This is a genomic window from Xanthomonas sp. GW (assembly GCF_014236815.1).
Classification (GTDB): Bacteria; Pseudomonadota; Gammaproteobacteria; order Xanthomonadales; family Xanthomonadaceae; genus Xanthomonas_A.
In genome coordinates, this window is the sequence record NZ_CP051189.1 from 1,297,912 (window position 1) to 1,314,614 (window position 16,703).

At 59.7% G+C, this 16,703-nt stretch carries 15 protein-coding genes; 7 read left to right on the forward strand and 8 right to left on the reverse strand.

The window, feature by feature from the left end:
• Positions 1-110 precede the first annotated feature (110 nt).
• On the reverse strand, positions 111-2,408 hold the full coding sequence (locus HEP73_RS05490) for a TonB-dependent receptor family protein (protein ID WP_185822422.1): 2,298 nt from the start codon (positions 2,406-2,408) through the stop codon (positions 111-113).
• Positions 2,409-2,702: 294 nt separating this feature from the next.
• Here HEP73_RS05490 and rimK point away from each other — a divergent pair, with 294 nt between their 5' ends.
• The 4 genes from rimK (at position 2,703) to HEP73_RS05510 (ending at position 6,330) form a co-directional block, all read left to right on the forward strand.
• The gene (gene rimK, locus HEP73_RS05495) at positions 2,703-3,596 is read left to right on the forward strand and encodes a 30S ribosomal protein S6--L-glutamate ligase (RefSeq protein WP_185822423.1); all 894 of its coding nucleotides are present in this window, start codon (positions 2,703-2,705) and stop codon (positions 3,594-3,596) included.
• Positions 3,597-3,870: 274 nt separating this feature from the next.
• Entirely contained in the window at positions 3,871-4,299 is a 429-nt protein-coding gene (locus HEP73_RS22575; RefSeq protein ID WP_255423680.1) for a hypothetical protein, read from the forward strand.
• Between the two features lie 14 nt (positions 4,300-4,313).
• The gene (locus HEP73_RS05505) at positions 4,314-4,991 is read left to right on the forward strand and encodes a response regulator transcription factor (RefSeq protein ID WP_046978044.1); all 678 of its coding nucleotides are present in this window, start codon (positions 4,314-4,316) and stop codon (positions 4,989-4,991) included.
• On the forward strand, positions 4,984-6,330 hold the full coding sequence (locus HEP73_RS05510) for a sensor histidine kinase (protein WP_185822424.1): 1,347 nt from the start codon (positions 4,984-4,986) through the stop codon (positions 6,328-6,330). Before HEP73_RS05505 ends, HEP73_RS05510 begins: the two co-directional genes overlap by 8 nt.
• A gap of 146 nt (positions 6,331-6,476) precedes the next feature.
• Here HEP73_RS05510 and coaE read toward each other — a convergent pair whose 3' ends face one another.
• Genes coaE through HEP73_RS05525 form a run of 3 tightly spaced genes read right to left on the reverse strand, consistent with a single transcriptional unit; the run spans position 6,477 to position 9,240 of the window.
• Positions 6,477-7,097: a dephospho-CoA kinase gene (coaE, locus tag HEP73_RS05515; RefSeq protein ID WP_185822425.1), complete on the reverse strand. Its 621-nt coding sequence runs from the start codon at positions 7,095-7,097 to the stop codon at positions 6,477-6,479.
• 13 nt (positions 7,098-7,110) lie between these two features.
• The gene (locus HEP73_RS05520; protein WP_046978035.1) at positions 7,111-7,974 is read right to left on the reverse strand and encodes a prepilin peptidase; all 864 of its coding nucleotides are present in this window, start codon (positions 7,972-7,974) and stop codon (positions 7,111-7,113) included.
• A gap of 6 nt (positions 7,975-7,980) precedes the next feature.
• Positions 7,981-9,240 (reverse strand): type II secretion system F family protein, encoded by a 1,260-nt coding sequence (locus HEP73_RS05525; RefSeq protein ID WP_185822426.1) that lies wholly within the window; start codon positions 9,238-9,240, stop codon positions 7,981-7,983.
• 385 nt (positions 9,241-9,625) lie between these two features.
• On the opposite strand from HEP73_RS05525, the gene HEP73_RS05530 reads away from it, so the two are divergent.
• From HEP73_RS05530 to HEP73_RS05540, 3 genes are all read left to right on the forward strand, one after another.
• Entirely contained in the window at positions 9,626-10,018 is a 393-nt protein-coding gene (locus HEP73_RS05530) for a pilin (RefSeq protein WP_185822427.1), read from the forward strand.
• Between the two features lie 142 nt (positions 10,019-10,160).
• The gene (locus HEP73_RS05535) at positions 10,161-10,544 is read left to right on the forward strand and encodes a pilin (RefSeq protein ID WP_276568899.1); all 384 of its coding nucleotides are present in this window, start codon (positions 10,161-10,163) and stop codon (positions 10,542-10,544) included.
• A gap of 52 nt (positions 10,545-10,596) precedes the next feature.
• Positions 10,597-12,438 carry a hypothetical protein gene (locus HEP73_RS05540; protein WP_185822428.1) on the forward strand — a complete coding sequence of 614 codons (1,842 nt, stop codon included), beginning with the start codon at positions 10,597-10,599 and terminating at the stop codon, positions 12,436-12,438.
• A 262-nt stretch (positions 12,439-12,700) separates the two neighbouring features.
• Here HEP73_RS05540 and HEP73_RS05545 read toward each other — a convergent pair whose 3' ends face one another.
• From HEP73_RS05545 to HEP73_RS05560, 4 genes are all read right to left on the reverse strand, one after another.
• Complete coding sequence (locus HEP73_RS05545) at positions 12,701-13,867, reverse strand: glycosyltransferase (RefSeq protein WP_185822429.1); 1,167 nt, start codon at positions 13,865-13,867, stop codon at positions 12,701-12,703.
• Between the two features lie 63 nt (positions 13,868-13,930).
• Entirely contained in the window at positions 13,931-14,887 is a 957-nt protein-coding gene (locus HEP73_RS05550; protein WP_185822430.1) for a lysylphosphatidylglycerol synthase domain-containing protein, read from the reverse strand.
• On the reverse strand, positions 14,884-15,672 hold the full coding sequence (locus HEP73_RS05555) for a class I SAM-dependent methyltransferase (protein ID WP_185822431.1): 789 nt from the start codon (positions 15,670-15,672) through the stop codon (positions 14,884-14,886). Before HEP73_RS05555 ends, HEP73_RS05550 begins: the two co-directional genes overlap by 4 nt.
• A gap of 33 nt (positions 15,673-15,705) precedes the next feature.
• Positions 15,706-16,563, reverse strand: coding sequence for a glycosyltransferase family 2 protein (locus tag HEP73_RS05560; protein ID WP_185822432.1), 858 nt, complete (start codon positions 16,561-16,563; stop codon positions 15,706-15,708).
• Positions 16,564-16,703: the final 140 nt, after the last annotated feature.

The following is a 16,703-nucleotide window of genomic DNA, read 5'->3' on the forward strand; positions in this document are numbered from 1 at the left end:
AAGCCGCCAGATGGCGGCTTCATACGTTCGGTTTTGCGCCGCTCAAACGCAAGGCGCCGCCGCTGCTTCCGCAACGGCGGCGCGATCGCCTTCCCTGGCGAGGCGTCAACTCAGAACTTGCCGCTGAAGGTGACGAAGAACTGCCGTGGCGCGCCGGCCATCAGCGTCTGGTTGTAGCCGTTCGGATCGGAGACCACGTAGCCATTGGTGCCGACGGTGGCGAAGTAGCGCTTGTCGAGCAGATTGGTGACGTTGGCGCTCAGGCCCAGGTTCTGGAACATGCCGACTTCGCCGAAGTCGTAGCCCGCGCTCAGGTCGAAGCGCCAGTAGCTCGGCACCGACGAGTCGTTGAGGTAGCTGATGTAACGGCGGCCGGTGTACTTGCCGTCCAGCGCCGCGTGCCAGCCGGCGTTTTCGTAGGCCAGGCTGCTGGAGAACATCCATTCCGGAATGCCGACCACGCGCTTGCCCGAGGTGGCAACCACGCCGCCGCTGAGGTAGTCGTCCTGGTAGGTGGAGTCGTCGTAAGACAGCGAGTTGAGCCAGCGCAGCTGCGCGATCGGACGCCACATCACCGCCAGGTCGGCGCCCTGGCTACGTACCGAGCCGACGTTGTTGAGCGTGGCCGCGCAGGTCTGGATCGCGGTGCACGGCGAAGTCACCAGCAGGCGGTCGTCGAAGGTGGTGTGGTACAGCGCCAGCGACGCCTCGATGGCGTCGCCGCGCACGCGGTAGCCCAGTTCGTAGGTCTGCGCGGTCTCCGGCTCCAGCGAGCTCTTGATCGCATCGAACGCCGCCTGCGATTCCTGGAACGGAGTGAAGCCGAAGCCGGCCATGTTCTTGTTGTAGGACGCGTAGATTTCCTGGTGCTCGTCGAGCTTGTAGTTCACGCCCACCTGCGGCAGCAGGTCCGAATCGGCCTTGATTTCGCCGACCGCATAGGAAGTGGTCGGTACCAGCGACTGCGAGGTGGTGTCCACCTGCAGCTTCTTGGCGCCGAAGTTCACGGTCAGGCGGTCGTCGAGCAGGCGCAGCGTGTCCTGCGCGTAGAACATGCGCGTGTCGGTTTCGTAGTGCTGGGAGAAACCGCGCTCGAACCGGGTGCCGGCCTTGTTGAAGTAGAACAGATCGGTGAACGGGCCATCGAGCAGGAAGTAATTGCGCTCCTGCACGGTCTTGGCGTTCTGGTACCAGCCGCCGATCTCGATCTCGTTGCCGGCGACGGTGAAGTTCAGCGACGCGGTGACGCCATGCCGGTTGAGGCGATAGTCGGTGGTGCGCATAGACAGCGGCACCGTGGCCGACGACGCCAGGTACGGCGTGGTCCATTGGCCTTCGCCGTTGTTGTCGTGATAGTAGCCGGCCAGGTTCAGCGTGGCGTTGCCGCCCAGGTTGAACGCGCCGCTGAGCGCGGCCAGGTTGTCGTCGCGCAGGCCGGCGCCGGAGTAATAGGTGGCGTCGGCCTTGCCGTAGTCGGCGGGCAGGGCGTTCAACGACGTCGGGTAGCTGCCGTTGCCGTTGAGCGCGTTGGCGATCTGCACCGCGCTGTTCCAGTCCGGCATCAGGTAGTCCCAGTTCCAACCCAGCGCTTTCTGCGAGGTCAGCGACAGGTCCATGATGTCGTATTCCTTGCGCTTGGAGCTGTCCAGGAACAGGCTGACGCGGTTGCCGTCGCCCCACTGGTACAGCGCCTTGACGTTGGCCTGGTTGTACTCGTTGTTGCCGTAGCCTTTCCACTTGTCCACTTCGCCGTGCACGATCGAGGTGTACATCGAGAAGCCGTTGATGTCGCCGATGTCGCCGCGCAGGTAGGTGCGGCGGGTGGAATCGGAGCCGAAGGTCTGACTGAAGCGGATGCCCGGCGTGGCGTCCGGATCGTCGGAGTAGTAGCGCACGGTGCCGCCGAGGTTGCTGCTCGAGGCGGTGCCCAGTGCGCCGGCGCCCTGCGACAGCTCCACCGAGCCGACATTCTCGGAGATGATCGCGCGGGTCACCTGCAGGCCGTCGCTGACGCCGTAGTTCATGGTGCCCAGCGGCACGCCGTCCAAGGTGAAGCCGAGGCGGCTCTGGTCGAAACCGTGCAGGGTGATCGCGGTCGACCACTCGTAGGAACCCCACGCATCGGCCGACTGGAACTGCACGCCGGGCAGCTTGTCCAGCACCTTCAGCGCACTGGTGCCGGGCGCGGTGATGCCGATGTCCTCGCGGGTGATGCGCTGCACCTGGCGGGTGGTGCCGGTGGACACCACGGTGATCGCATCGAGCATCGTCGCGTCGCTGCTGCCGTTGGTGGCCGTGGCATCTGCGTCGGCCAGTGCGGTCTCGGCCAGCGCGGCGAAGGCCGGCAGCGCGGACGCGACGGCGAGCACCAGCGCATGCAGGCGCAAGGATCTGGAGGTGGGGGTCATCGAAATTCACCAATAAAATGGGGGGAGGCGTTGGGGCCGGCGTGCGATGCGTGACAGCCAACACACGGCCTTGCGGCCCGCTCGCCACGATGCAACGGTTTTGTGAACGTTTCGGGGCGGTTCCGTGTCGTCTGTGGGACAGCGTGTCTGCAGATGCCGACGGCCGAGCGGGCATGCCAACGCCGGTCACGCGCCGCCGCCACGTTCGCGCGCGAGCTATCCGGCATGGCGCCGGCCCCGCAGCGCCGACGGCGCAACGTATGATGCCGAGCCAGCCACCGCCGTCGCGCCTCGATGAAGCTCGCCATCCTGTCCCGCAACACCAAGCTGTATTCGACGCGGCGCCTGGTCGAGGCCGGCCGCGAGCGCGGGCATACGGTGCGCGTGCTCGACCCGCTGCGCTGCTACATGCGCATCGCCGCCGGCGCCTTCACCATGCACTACAAGGGCAAGCCGATCACCGGCTACGACGCGGTGATCCCGCGCATCGGCAACTCCGTCACCCGTTACGGCACCGCGGTGCTGCGCCAGCTGGAGATGATGGGCGTACGTACGCCCAACCCGTCCGACGCGATCCTGCGCGCCCGCGACAAGCTGCGCGCGCACCAGTTGCTGGCGGCCAAGGGCATCGACATGCCGATGACCGTGTTCGGCGACAACCCCGACGACACCGGCGATCTGCTGTCGATGCTGGGCCCGCCGCCGCATGTGGTGAAGTTGAACGAAGGCACCCAGGGCACCGGCGTGATCCTCACCGAGAAGACCAGCGCCTCGCGCGGGGTGGTCGAGGCGTTGCGCGGCCTGTATGCCAATTTCCTGGTGCAGGAGTTCATCGGCGAGGCCGAAGGGGCCGACCTGCGCTGCTTCGTGGTCGGCAACCAGGTGGTCGCGGCGATGCGCCGGCAGGCGCCGGAAGGGGACTTCCGCTCCAACCTGCATGTCGGCGGCAGCGCGCAGTTGGCGGTCGCCAGCCGCGGCGAGCAGGAGGTGGCGGTGCGCTCGGCCAAGGCCCTGGGCCTGGGCGTGGCCGGGGTCGACCTGATCCGCTCGCGGCGCGGCCCGCTGGTGCTGGAAGTCAACTCCACTCCCGGCCTGGAAGGGATCGAGGCGGTCTGCGGGCTGGACATCGCCGGCAAGGTCATCGAACACCTTGAAGCTAGTCTGATTCGAAAGAAATCAGCAACTTAGGGCGATGTTTCGCCCTCCGTTCTGGCTTAACAAGGGTTTAATTCCTGCCTGCGTATGCTTCGTCGGACCGCAGCTCTGCCCTCCTCAGCAGGAACGGTAATCGGGATATATCTTTCGGCCCAAGCGGCCTTGCCGCTTGGGTCTTTTTCTTTGCGCGGGGCATTGCTGTCGGCACAGCCCCGGGCCTGCGTCGTACGCAACTTGCGGCCCCGTTCGCGGGGCGGCTACATTGTGACTCATACCACCAATAGGCGTAGGTGCGGGGATTGATGGGATGGCGCTCGCGCGCAGTGCGGCGGCCGCACCGAAAGGTGAGGCGCCCATGAACGTGAAGAAATCGTTCGCACAGCAACTCAGTACAATTCGCCAGCAGTTGGACGATGGCAAGACCTACTCCGAACTCAGTGCAGAAAATCGCAGCAAGGTGGAAGCCGCGCTGTCGCGCATGGCGACGGTGCTCAATTCCCATCCCGACGTCGATACGCTGCGCGAGGAAGACAAGGTGGTGCTGTTCAACGATCAGGAAACGGTCAACACGCTGCTGTCCAAGGCGTCGTCGGACAGCCGGATGATCTGCAGGCGCGAAGCGGTCCTCGGATCGCTGCGCACCACGACGCAATGCAAGACCGTGGCGGAACGCCGCCGCGACAACGAGGATGCGCAGGAATTGATGCGGCGCAATCCAACTGGCAAGTACGACTGACGGGGTAAATGTTGGTGCGAATTCTAGTGATCGAAGACAACAGCGATATCGCTGCCAACCTGGGCGACTACCTCGAAGACCGCGGGCACACGGTGGATTTTGCCGCCGATGGCGTCACCGGCCTGCATTTGGCGGTAGTGCACGAATTCGATGCCATCGTGCTCGACCTCAACCTGCCGGGCATGGACGGCATCGAAGTGTGCCGCAAGCTGCGCAACGAAGCGCGCAAGCAGACCCCGGTGCTGATGCTCACTGCCCGCGACTCTCTGGACAACAAGTTGGCAGGCTTCGATTCTGGTGCCGACGACTACCTGATCAAGCCGTTCGCGCTGCAGGAAGTGGAAGTGCGGCTCAACGCGCTGTCGCGCCGCGGCAAGGGCGTGCACACCCGCGTGCTGGAGACCGGCGACCTGGAATACAACCTGGACACGCTGGAAGTGCGGCGCCAGGGCAAGCTGCTGCAGCTCAACCCGACGGCGCTGAAGATCCTGCAGGCGCTGATGGAGGCCTCGCCCGCGGTGGTGACCCGGCAGGAACTGGAAACCCGCGTGTGGGGCGAAGAGCTGCCGGATTCGGACTCGTTGCGCGTGCATATCCACGGCCTGCGCGCGGTGGTCGACAAGCCGTTCGAGGTGCCGATGATCCAGACCCGCCACGGCATCGGCTACCGCATCGCCGCGCCCGATGCCTGAAGCTGGAGAGTTGCCGCGGGGGGTGCGGCGGCGCGGACGCTACCGCCGCCGCCTGCGCAGCCGCATCATCCTGTCCTTCGTGCTGTTGGGTTTCGGCCTGACCGCACTGTTCGCGTTCGCCACCAACTGGGCGCGCGCGCGGGTGGAGAACCAACTCGTCGAAGTGGTGTTGAACCGCAACATCGACGAGTACTCGCACCGGTATTTTTCCGAACCCTCCAAGAATCCCAATCCCGATCTGCCGGTGCAGCAGATGGTGGGCCGGGTGGTCAAGAGCGACCGTTTTGAGGCGCTCAAGCGCGAGCAGCCGGAGTGGTACAACTTCTCCGACGGCATCCACACCGTCTCCGGGCGCGACGAATCGGGCAAGCCGTTCTCCTACAAGATCGCCGTGCGCAAGACGCCGGAGGTGTGGTTCTTCCTCGCCTACGACATGACCCAGACCATCCAGGGCGAGGTGCAGCTCAATCGCACCCTGATCCTGTCGGTACTGGTGTTCAGTGCGCTGTCGCTGGTGATCGGCTGGTGGTCGGCGTCGCGGGTGATGCGCCCGGTCTCCGATCTGGCTGCGCGGCTGCGCGCCTACCGCGGCAGCAGTGATCCCAAGCCGCTGGCGCCGCATTTTCCCGACGACGAAGTCGGCCAGCTGGCCGAGGCGCTGGACGACTATTCGGGCCGGCTCACCGAAGTCGTGCAGCGCGACCGCGAGTTCAACGCCGACGTCAGCCACGAACTGCGCACGCCGCTGGCGGTGATCCGCGGCGCCACCGAACTGCTGCTGACCCGTCCCAATCTCGACGAGAAGGTGTTGCAGCGCTTGCAGCGCATCCAGCGCGCCGAACAGCAATGCAGCGACCTGATCGGCTCGTTGCTGCTGCTGTCGCGCAACGAGCGTGGGCAGGGCAACAGCAACGTGGCCAAGGTCGCCGAGCAACTGATCGAATCGCACCGCGCGCAACTGGGCGGCAAGCCGCTGCAACTGTTGCTGGAAGGCGAGCGCAACCTGACCATCGACGCACCGGAGTCGGCGCTGTCGGTAGCGCTGGGCAACCTGATCGGCAATGCGGTCAAGTACACCCAGGAAGGCCAGGTGGTGGTGCGGGTGCTGAGCGATGCGGTGCAGGTGATCGACTCCGGCCCAGGCCTGAGCGCGGAAGACGCCGCCAAACTGTTCCAGCGCGGCTACCGCGGCACCCACGCCGGACACTCGCAGGGCGGCGGCATCGGCCTGTCGATCGTCAGCCGCCTGTGCGATCTGTACGGCTGGCAGGTCAACGTGCGCCCGGGCGTGTCCAAGGGCGTGGTGGCGACGCTGTGGTTCAGGCCGGCGGCTGGTTGAGGTAGCGCCGCGAGATTGCCGAACGCATTCGGATTCTGCCGGCTATTGCAATTGTAGGAGCGGCTTCAGCCGCGACAGACATTCCCTGGAGAGCCTGTCGCGGCTGAAGCCGCTCCTACAAAAGCGCGCGGCCGTATCAGAAACGCCTAGCCGATCTTCGCCGCCGCCAACGCGCGACAGCGCCGATCCAGCGCATCCACCGCATCCTGCAGCCGCTCGGCGTCGCCATCGTTCACCACCACATCGTCGGCGATCGCCAGCCGCGCCGCGCGTGTGGCCTGCGCGGCAATCATCCGCTGCGCCAGCTCGGCGGTGATGCCGTCGCGCTGCATCAGGCGCGCATGCTGCAACGCTTCTGGCGCATCGACCACCACGATCCGGTCAAGCCACGGATACGCGACGCGCGCACCTACTTCGGTCAACAGTGGAATCGCCGCCACGGCATAGGGGCTGGCGGCCTCGCGGCATGCCTGCTGCATCAGCGTGCGAATCGCCGGGTGCGTGATCGCCTCCAGGTCGCGGCGTGCCACTGGATCTTCGAAGATGTGTTGGCGCAACGCGGCGCGATCGAGGCTGCCATCCTCGCGCAGGATCTGCGTACCGAATCGGGCCACGATCTGCGCCAGCGCCGGATGCCTGGGCGCGACGATCGCGCGGGCTGCCACGTCGGCATCGGCCACGACGATGCCCTTGGCCTCGAAGCGGCGGCTCAGTTCGCTCTTGCCGGAGGCCACGCCGCCGGTGAGGCCGACGATGAAATCGCTCACCGCGCCGCTCCGCTCAGCGCAGCCCGGACCAGCGCATATAGGTGTCGATGATTTCCGTGCCCCAGAAGAACACGATCCAGCCGGCGATGGCCAGATACGGGCCAAACGGAATGGGCGTGGCCCGGTCGCGGCCCTTGGCTGCCAGCCAGATCGAGCCGAGCACCGCGCCGACCAGCGAGGAGATCAGGATCGTCGGCAGGATGCCCTTCAGTCCGCACCAGGCGCCGATGGCCGCCAGCAGCTTGAAGTCGCCATGGCCCATGCCTTCCTTGCCGGTGATCTGCTTGAACAGCCACCACACCGACCACAACGACACATAGCCGACCGCCGCGCCGAGCAGCGCCGGCTTGGCCGGCATGTACAGATTGTCCATGCTGCCGACCAGGCCGAGCCACATCAGCGGTAGGGTCAGCTGGTCCGGCAACAAGCGGGTGCGCAGGTCGATCCCCGACATCGCCACCAGGAAGCAACTGAACACGATCGCGCCGAACCCCTGCCAACCGAAGCCGAAGCGCCAGACGCTGGCGACCACCAGCAGGCTGGTCAGCATCTCCACCAGCGGGTACTGGATCGAGATCGGCGCATGGCAATGCCGGCACTTGCCGCGCAAGGCCAGCCAGCTGAACAGCGGAATGTTCTCGTACCAGGACAGCTTGTGCTTGCAGTGCGGGCAGTGCGACGGCTCGACCACGATCCCGGGCGGCGGCGGATCGTAGATGTCCGGCAGCTCCAGGATCTCGCGCGAATCGCGCTTCCACTGCCACTCCATGCGCTTGGGCAGGCGCAGGATCACCACGTTCAGGAAACTGCCTACCAGCAAGCCCAGCCCCGCCGCGGCGGGAAAGCCGAGGCCGGGGTGTTGATCGAGAAATGCCATTAATGCTTATCCAACGACGGAGGCCAGCTTGAAGATGGGCAGATACATGCCGATCACCATGCCGCCGACGATGGTACCAATGAACACCATGATCAGCGGCTCGATCAGGCTGCTCAACGCATCCACCGCATTGTTCACTTCCTGCTCGAAGTACTCGGCCACCTTGAACAGCATCGCATCCAGCGCACCGGCCTCTTCGCCGATCGCGGTCATCTGGATGACCATGTGCGGAAACAGGTTGGTTTGCTTCATCGCTACGTTGACCGGGTAGCCTACCGAGACGTCGTCTCGCATGCGCAATACGGATTTCTCGTACACGCTATTGCCAGTGGCGCCCGCGACGATGTCCAGCGCTTCCACCAATGGCACGCCGGCGCGAAAGGTCACAGCGAGCGTTCGCGCGAAGCGCGCCACCGAGCTGTTGTGCATGATCTGACCGATGATCGGCACCTTCAGGATCAGGCGGTCCATGCCGTGTTGCATTGATGGCGAGCGCTTGTAGGCAAAGATGAAGCCGCCGATGCTTCCAATGATGACAATCAGCAGTACCCACCAATAGGCGACCATGAACTTGGAAGCAGCAACGATCATTTGAGTGAACGCCGGCAATTCTGCACCAAAGCCCTTGAACACATCTTCGAACTGCGGCACCACCCAAACCAGCAGGATCGAGCTGACAAGCAGCGCGACCGCCATGACCATGGCCGGATAGAACAAGGCCTTCTTGATTTTGCCCTTCAGTGCTTCAATATTTTCCTTGTAGGCAGCAACCGTCTCCAGTACGGTTTCGAGCACGCCGGCACCTTCGCCTGCCTTGACCAGGTTGCGGTAGAGCTCGTCGAACTGGATCGGGTGCTTGCTGATTGATTCATAGAGCGATGAGCCGCCTTCGATATCAGTGCGGATCTGATCCACCATTTTTTTCATGCGCGGGTTCTTGTGCCCGCTGGCGATGATCTCCAGCGATCCCACGATCGGCACGCCCGACTTCATCATGGTCGCCATCTGGCGGCTGAAGAAGGCAATGTCCTTGGGAGTGATTTTGCTGCCAGTAGAGCCAAAGAGAGGTTTGGGCTTCGGCTTGACCACCGATGGCGTAATGCCCTGGCGGCGCAATTCTGCCCGTAACAAATTGGCATTTTTGGCCGTCTGCTCGCCCTTCATCTTGACGCCGCGCTTGTCCGTCCCTTCCCAGACAAACGGCACCTGCTGGCTGGTATTGCGGGCGACGGGTTCTTTGGATACTGCGCTACGAGTTGCGGACATCAGGTGGGCTCCCCGTCCAGCCATCCCCAGGTGGACATGCACGGCATGGTATCGGTTTCTGAGGCGTCTGGCATCCGTGGTCAATGGGCGGGAACGCGGCCGGGGCGGGGAAAGCCCAAATTCCGCCGATGTGACGTTTTGCGTCACTTTGTGACACATTCGGACAGGGAGGAAGGCCCGTCGCAAATTCTTCGTTTGCCCATGCTAGGCGGCATTCGATGAGGCATCATGCCGCCTGGGGAACAGGGGGGGGCGCGTGAGGAAGTTGGCACGCGGCCTGCTTGTATCACCCGCACGTGGCGCTCTGCCGCGCGGCGCTCGAGGGGTAGCAAGCTCCGCGGGCCGAGTGTCTGCCAACTTACACACCATCTCTAGGGGATTCACCATGAAGAAGCAGCAGGGCTTTACCCTGATCGAACTGATGATCGTCGTCGCGATCATCGCCATCCTGGCGGCCATCGCGCTGCCGATGTATCAGGACTATGTTGCCAAGTCGCAGGCGACCGCCGGTCTGGCCGAAGTTACTCCGGGCAAGACTCAGTTCGAAGTCAAAAAGAACGATGGCAGCACTCTCGCTACGCCTGAACAGATTGGTCTGCAAGCCAGCACTGCACGCTGCACGATCTCTGTAACTGATACCACTATCGCCTGCGCCCTGAAGGGTAATGCGAGCAAAATTCAGGGTAAGATCATTACCTTGACCCGCGATGACAGCGGTATGTGGACTTGCAATGGCGGTGACTTGGAAGCCAAGTACAAGCCGACCGGTTGCACCTAATAAAATACGCATCGATTCCGATGTTGGAAAAGCCCCGCTTTATGCGGGGTTTTTCTTGAGTGGGATTAAATGTTCTCAGTATTTTTCTTGAGTGGCCATCCCTGTGAATAAAAAGCAAGGCTTCTCTCTGATAGAGTTAATGATGGTGATCGCGATCATTGCCATTTTGGCGGCAATTGCGATGCCGCTCTATCAAGGTTACGTGGCGCGCACACAGGTGGCGAGCGCGCTGGACGAAATTACGATTGGTAAGGTAAGTTACGAGACGCTCATCAGCCAGGGGGCGGATGATTCGAGTTACACCAATGATCGGCTGGGTATGCATGCCTCTACTGTGCGATGCAGTCGTATCAATGTGTATGCCCCAACTGGGGGCGCGGCCGAACCTGCGATTTCGTGCAATATGGCCGGCTCCAGCGGCGTGAACGGCGAGGTCATTCGATGGGATTTGGGTGCTAATGACGTCTGGAGTTGCGGCACCACAGTAGACGCCCGATATGCGCCCATCGGTTGTAAGGTTATTTAGTCTTCTTGAGGAAAACTATGCTTAGCATCTACTCACGTCGAAGCCGTAGCGAATGAGTTCGCTCCGCTATTTTGGGTGTGCTCTGTGCGTCGCCCTTGTGGCATGCGCTGCATTCATCCCTGGCCTGAGTGGTGGTTTCCTGTTCGACGACTTTCAAGCTGTTGTATCAAATCAGCATATCCAGCTCAAACAATTGACGCTGGAAGGCCTGTTGACAGCGGCAAGGGCATATGGAGGCCCGTACGGTCGTCCTGTTTCAACTATAAGCTTGGCGTTAAGTTACTGGTTGCACGGCATGAACGCATCCGCATTCAAGGTCGGCAATCTCTTTATTCATTGTTTGAATATTTTTTTGCTAGGCTGGTTGCTGCGCCAGTTGCTCCAACTCGCTTGGCCTTCGCTTCAGAAAAGAGCTAGAGATTGGTATGCTCTTGCAATTGCCTTGGCTTGGGGGTTGCATCCCCTGCAGGTTTCATCGGTACTTTATGTCGTGCAGCGAATGGAGCTGCTTGGGCACACTTTTACTTTGCTTTCGCTCGTGGTTTATATTTATGCTAGGAACAAGCAAGTCGTGGGCATAAGGTCCTGGCCATTGTTTCTGGCAGGTGGTATGGCCTGTCTGTTAGGGCTATTGGCCAAGGAAAATGCCGCTCAGTTTCCGCTTTATACCTTTGTTATAGAGTTGGTATTGCTGCGTTTTAGTGCGAGTAATCGAACTGTTTCTGCTTCCATTAAGGTGGCCTACGCGGGGCTGTTCTCTGCAGGAGTGCTTGTATTCGTGTGGTTTGTTTTGCCACGCGCCGCGGAACAGTTCAGCCTGCGAGACTTCACCATGTGGGAGCGCGTCATGAGCCAGTTCCGTGCTCTTCCCATGTATCTGTATTGGATGATTTGGCCGTCCCCGAGCAATTTGACCTTCTATCACGACGATTTTTTGCCATCGCGAGGGTTGTTGGCTCCTTGGACAACGCTTGCGGGCCTTACGCTACTGATTGCTCTGCTTCTCTTGGCGGTATTGACGCGCAAGCACCTGCCATTGGTATCCGTCGCGATTGGATTCTTTTTTGCATCCCATGCGGTCACAAGCGCCCCCATTGCGCTTGAGCTTGTTTTCGAACATCGCAACTATTTTGCTCTGTTAGCCCCGTTGCTGGTGATCGCATCTCTCATGCGATGGATGATTGATTCTGGACAGCGCATAGTCGCCTTTTCACTTGTCATAGCCTTGTTGATGGGCTTTGCATTTACTACCTTGCTCCGCAGTGCAATTTGGGGCAGTCCTCTGCTTTTTGCGAATTCGGCGACGATTGACAATAAGAATTCTGCGCGTGCAGCCTATGAGTTGGCGACAATATATCTTCAGAGGTCCGGGGGGGATGTTTATTCCTTTTATTATGCGCTGGCCATGGCTGAGTTGAAAAGGGCAGCCGCGCTGCCTCGTTCATCCCCTCTTCCCGAGCAGGCCATAATTTTAACAAAAATAAAACTTGGACAGCCTGTGGAGTCGGAATGGTGGGTTCGCATAAGAGATAAGTTCAAAAATCAAGCATTGGGTCCCCAGGAATTTAGCGCTTTTTATACGCTGCATAGTGAGCGCATGGAGGGTGTTCCAATAGCGGATGACAAGTTGCAGGAGATCAGTGAGATATATGTAACGCGGCAGCCGAGCTCTTTTGAGGCGCATATTCTCTATGCGGATTATGCTGGTAGGGTATTGCGCGATTTTTCCTTGGCTGCTCGAGAATATTGCGCGGCAATAAAAATAAGAAAAGACGATCCTGGCTATGGTCTGCGAGTGACCTCTTCTCTTGTCAGGCAGGAGCGCTTTGGTGAAGCGCGAGCTCTGGCACCATGTGTAGCCTCGCGAAGTAAGTTAGCGCAGGCGCTGCAATAAATATATGGATTTCAGCGAGTGTTATGGCTGTAAATCCGGAGGTGATGTTGTTGAGGTATTGAAGGCTCTAAGTGGCTCGTAAATGCTGCATCGCTTTAGGCATATAATATTGTTGCACCAGATGGGAGTGGCGCTCAGGCGCACGTTGTTTGTCCTTACTATTCGAATGTCCTGAGTGGTTGAAAATGTTTTGCCTTTCGCTGGGGGAGGGGGCGCAAATCTTCGCTGTGCCAGATTAAAAGCTAGCAGGCTTGGTTTATGGCTAGTTGTCCGTCGAGCGCACCCATTCTTGCCATCGTGATGCGATATTTTCCTGTCCGAGATGCTGGATGTAATAGATGCGGGCTCTCTCTCCTAGCTCGTTGCGAAGTTGGACATTTTCGGCCAAAGATAAAATTCCCTCGGCAATTGCCAGGGGGGTCGCAGAAGTAAAGTGGGCTGGAATTGGTGGGCAGCCGTCGGGTAAGCCATAAAGTTGCTGCGTGACGATCGGTTTGCCAGCTGCCATTGCAATATATAGTTTAAAAGGTAGTACGCGCGAGGCTTTGCCTTCGCCGCCGAAGATGCCTAGGCAGATATCTGACTCATTGACCCGCCGTTTGAGTTCCTCGATCGGTAGCCAATCGCGTAGCCACGTCACGCCAGGATGGTTCAATAAGTAAGGCTCAGCTGCCACTGCCGTCTGTCCATCTCCGAGTACGATAAATTCGAGGTCTATGCGATCACGTAGCAGGTCGAGTGCTTGTGCAATCTTCGTAGTACCTTGCAAGGGGACGAAGGTGCCGAAAAATAGCACTCGAATGGGGTGGTCTGTCGTCCGAGTCTGAGCTGGGCGAATTTGCGGCATTATTAACGCATCATCGGTTGCGAGTGGTAGGGCGTAAACGCGATGCCTGTCCAAGCCGAACGTCGTGGCAATATGATCTGCGTTGGCTGTCGTATCGACGACGACGCGTGTCGCGGCGCGGAGTGCGCGTGACTCAATCCGCAGTAGCAGTTTGGAGACTCGACTGGTGATTTTGCCGCCGATTTCCCTATCTTGGTACAGTGAATCCCAAACAGTAATGTATGCGTCGCATGTGCAGGCTGGGCGCCAGCGCAGTGGAAGCCACGACAGAGCCCAGAGTAAAAATATACCTGGATAGGGAACGTAGATGATGTCGTCCCGACCACGATGCATAAGAAGGCGAATGGCGGAAATTGCATTGCCGCTAATCAGCTTCATGATCGCGAATGCGGCTCGCCAACGCGGTATCCGTGTCAGTTTCCATAGATGGAAGTCTTCAGGAAGCCACTCGCCGCATTCCAAGATAGCAACACCTTGCTCACGCAGGATGCGCAAAGTGTTCCAGGCATTGGGATATCCGCTTCCGCGAAGCGAGACGCCAGCAACGACGATTCTACGAGCAGTCGAGAAGGGGGCGATCATGCGCAGACCGACATCATTCGATATGGAGTACATCACGGCCACTTACGTGTGGCTTGCAAGGCTTCACGAGATCGAGACGCCGCTTTGCTGTCCCCGACTCGTGACAAGAGATAGTAGGAAGACCGCTAGATCGCCCACCATGCTTGACGTTCTGGTTAGTAGAACAAGCAGCAAGATTTGCTCGTGGTTGCCGTGACCTTCGAGTATAAGAAGCATGATGCCCTCTCGTGCCCCCAATCCGGCAGGCGCGCCTGGTGCGAGGAAGCCGAGAGTCCATGAAAGCGCGAAAGCTGCGGTGGCCAGTGGCAGGTCGATTTCCTCGTCAAGTCCCAGTGTTCGGCTAAGAAGCCATATCCCAATTCCCACTGCAAAGAAATTAGTCGCGTATGCAGCAAGCGCTGTGAGTGCAGTGGCCGGCCCAGGAAGGCCGCCCATCTTGCCTAGCATCCGTACAGACCAACGATTACTGCGACAGAGCGATTTTGCAGGCAGGTCGATACAGAGCAGCATCGTGCCTATAAGAGATGCGCCGGTAAGCATATAAAATGGTGCGGAATATCCCTGTGTTCTAAGAAGATTCATGCCGGATTGCGACGCCGCTAGCGCAACAGTCCCTATGCAGAGGCTGGCACCCACGGTGAGAATCGCTTCTTGTCCTGCGCTGGCAATGTAGGACTTGGGTGTTATGCCGATCTTTAAAGAAAGGGCTGCGCGAGAGACGTGTTGCGCTATGTTGCCTGGAATATACTTTGCGATTTGGGTTAGGCCAATAATTCTGGTAAGAGTGATCGCGGAATACTGCTCTTCTTGTCTGAGTAGCAGTTTATGCCAAGCCCATCCAGTCAATGGATAGATTAGTGTATAGCACAAGGTAGCTGCGAGCGTGCCGATTAGAATGTGAATGTTGGAGAGTGCGTCCTTTATTGTCTGCAGTTGTAGAGTTCCTGCAGCAAACACGATCACATACAGCGCCAACGCTGCCGTCAGCAACCTTGAACCCCAGCGCCAAACGGTATTCATGACTTTTTTGCGGCTACAAGGTAGCCGCTACCCCAGTCGGTATTTTTCGCAGCAAACTGTGCAGCCATTGCGGCGCGCATTGCGAGCCTTCCTGGTGCTGATGCGATAATTTTGGAAAGGCGCGAATAGCTGCGCCTATCGACGCCGCTTGAATCCGTTGCCATTTTCTTCGAGAAAGTGCCTCGCTTATCAAGCATCTTTTGATAGGTGAATTCACCTGCCCATTCTGTGAGATTGGCTAGCGGGAAGCCATAGCATTCTAGATGGGTAATGTTTAGACCGTGCGATTCGAGTAGGTGGGTAAGAATGGGGCGTTCGTATCTGCGCCAGTGGCCTGCCCAGATGTCTCCAGCCCCCCAGCGTTGCTGGTGTGCTGGGACAGAAAGCAGCAATATTCCCCCTGGCGATACCCACTTTATCCAATTATCAATAGCTGCTGCATCATTTTCGATATGCTCCAATACGTCGAACGCACAAACGACATCAAAAGAGCCTGTCCATGCATCATGGGCTTCCGAAGCAATTTGGTGGTGTCCGCCATCCAGTACGGCGATCTCTCTTGCCGTGGCCAGCGCTTGCTCTGATGTTTCCAGTCCCGTTGCTTTGAAGCCAAGGCGAGAGAAGTCGCAGAGTAAAGCGCCAGCGCCGCAACCTACTTCAAGCAGGTTCCCGTTTGGAAGTCCTCTCGCCAGTGCGAGAATTCTGGCACGTCGCAACAGATAACGGATCGGAGGAGTCCAACCGAATTCGGGAGCCGATATTCCAAGCAATGACGAATAGTTCATGGCTTCCGTGTGCCTGAGCCTGATGTGGCGAGTTCAGGCGTCACGTCGATACGTCAGATTGGTTATTTGTTCGGAAATCAACCCGATCAAAAAAATGATCACCGCGGCGCTGAATAACAGTGTGCTCATGTTGGTGAATCGGTGCATCGTTGCGAAGGTGTAGCCATAGTAGGTGAGTCCAAGGGCGAAGAACGCCATCGAGACCGGGACGAACAGCTTCAGCGGCGAATACAACGTGGCGATCTTGAAGATGATCAGCAGGAAGCGGATGCCGTCCTTCATGGGGCGGATATGACTGCCGTTACCAACGCGCTTGGCGACGGGGATCGGCACATAGGCGACCGGATAGGCGCTACGGAAGAACGCCATGGTGCTAGTAGTGGGGTAGCTGAACCCGTTCGGGAGCAGGTGCAGGAATTCGCGAAATCTGTTTGCGCGGACGGCGCGAAAGCCTGAGGTGAGATCTTTCACCTCGAAGCCGGTCATGCGGCTCGCCAGCCAGTTGTAGAAGCGGTTGGCGAGGCCGCGATGCACACTGGCCTGACCGCTGCTGTCGCGTGCGCCGACGACCATGTCGTAGCCTTGGCCGAGCATGCCTAACAGTTTTTGGATGTCGCCCGGGTCGTGCTGTCCGTCCGCATCCATGAACACCAGGATGTCGCCGCTCGCGGCCCGCGCTCCGCGCTTAATCGCCGCGCCATTGCCCATCGAGTAAGGACTGCTAATGACTCGGGCGCCTTGGTCGCGCGCCACCTGCGCCGTCGCGTCGGTCGAGCCATCGTCGACGACGATGATCTCGGCGCCCGGCATTTCCTCGCGCAGCCGGGGCAGCGTACGCGCCAGACCGGCTACCTCGTTCTTCGCCGGCAGGATGATGCTGATCTTGTCCAAGGTCGACCCCTAGTTCCCCGTTCGCTATGTTAGTCGCAGTCGCGGCCGGATTCATGGCGTATGGCGGCAACGCCGGCTGTGTAGCTGCGCCAGAGGCGGTTGCGTTGGAATTGAAGTATCTTTGGTCGGTAAGAATGGGG